Consider the following 1,318-nt stretch of genomic DNA (forward strand, 5'->3'; position numbering starts at 1 on the left):
CGGGCTTGACGCGCTCGCCATGGCCCTCAACCCCCATCCCCTGTTCGCTGCCAGCCACAGCGCATCCTGAGTGCCACTGCAAGCATGAAGCGCAAACTCTACATCGAAACCTCGGTCATCAGCTATCTGACGGCACGCCCTAGCAGAACCATTATTGGTGCCGCTCATCAGCAAATGACGCTGGCTTGGTGGGAGAGGCGTTCTGACTATGAACTGGTGATTTCTCAGCGAGTCTGGCAAGAGTGCGCTGCTGGCGATCCGGTCGCTGCGCAAAGGCGGCTTGCAGCCCTTGAGGGGATGCCCGTGCTCGCGGTCACGCAAGACATGATGCGTTTGGCGGAATCACTCATTGAACAAGCCATTATTCCTGCCAAGGCCATTGAAGATGCGCTTCATATCACGATTTCGACGCTGCATCGCGTTGATTTTCTTTTAACCTGGAATTGTCGTCATATTGCCAATCCAGTGATCCAGGAAAAGATTGCGGAATCTTTTGAGCAAATGGGATTATTTCTTCCGATCATCTGTACGCCTGAAGAACTTCTTGGAGGACAGCTTGATGACTGATGAAATTATGATGGAAATCCATGCTATCAAAGATGAGATTGGCGCTCAGTATGGCAACGACCTCGACGCTCTTTTTAAGGAAATACAAGATGGTGAGGCGAGGCTGAAGGCTGCGGGTTTCCAAGTTTTAGCGCCTCCCGTCGATTTAAAACCAGTCCCTCACTCGGTATTGCAGCGAACTCGCTTCATTCACCGAAAACTGTAGGCTAGACTTCGACAGTCCAATCGAAACGAACGCCCCTCATCATGCAGACCGCCCACCACGACGATACCGACTACCTGCGCTGGCTTCAGACCCAGGTCAGCCACCTGCGTAGGGGTCAGCTCGAACGCCTAGATCGAGAGCAACTGATTGAGGAGCTTGAGGGGATGCGTTGCAGCGAGCGCCGGCAATTGCGCAACCGCCTGATCGTGCTCATGATGCATCTGCTCAAGCTCGAACATCAGCCAGACAAGCGCTCGCGGAGCTGGTCAGTGACCATTATCACCCAGCGCAACGATATCAAACTGTTGCTCAGAGACAGTCCGAGCCTGAAATCCACCCTGCCGATCGCCCTTGTGGACACCTATCCGCGCGCGCGCCAGGAAGCCGCGGATGAAACCGGCTTGCCGATCACAACCTTTCCCGAGACACCCCCTTTTACCCTCGAGCAACTGCTCGACGAAGACGACTGGCCCGAGCCTGGAAGCGACTAATCGATGTCCCCGCAACCGATGCCCATACCACACCACTGGACACTCAACCTGATCG

At 54.8% G+C, this 1,318-nt stretch carries 3 protein-coding genes; all 3 read left to right on the forward strand.

The annotated features are described in order from the left end of the window. Positions 1–84 precede the first annotated feature (84 nt). The 3 genes from VBE63_RS29520 to VBE63_RS29530 are packed head-to-tail and all read left to right on the forward strand — an operon-like array spanning position 85 to position 1,263. Entirely contained in the window at positions 85–567 is a 483-nt protein-coding gene (locus tag VBE63_RS29520; protein ID WP_323686536.1) for a type II toxin-antitoxin system VapC family toxin, read from the forward strand. Next, a complete protein-coding gene (locus VBE63_RS29525) occupies positions 560–772 on the forward strand; it encodes a hypothetical protein (RefSeq protein ID WP_323686537.1) in 213 nt (70 codons plus the stop codon). The genes VBE63_RS29520 and VBE63_RS29525 overlap by 8 nt, the downstream gene beginning before the upstream one ends. A gap of 41 nt (positions 773–813) precedes the next feature. Further along, on the forward strand, positions 814–1,263 hold the full coding sequence (locus VBE63_RS29530) for a DUF29 domain-containing protein (RefSeq protein ID WP_323686538.1): 450 nt from the start codon (positions 814–816) through the stop codon (positions 1,261–1,263). Positions 1,264–1,318 lie beyond the last annotated feature (55 nt).

Origin of the sequence: Lamprobacter sp. (genome assembly GCF_034860625.1) — a bacterium.
Lineage (GTDB): Bacteria > Pseudomonadota > Gammaproteobacteria > Chromatiales > Chromatiaceae > Lamprobacter.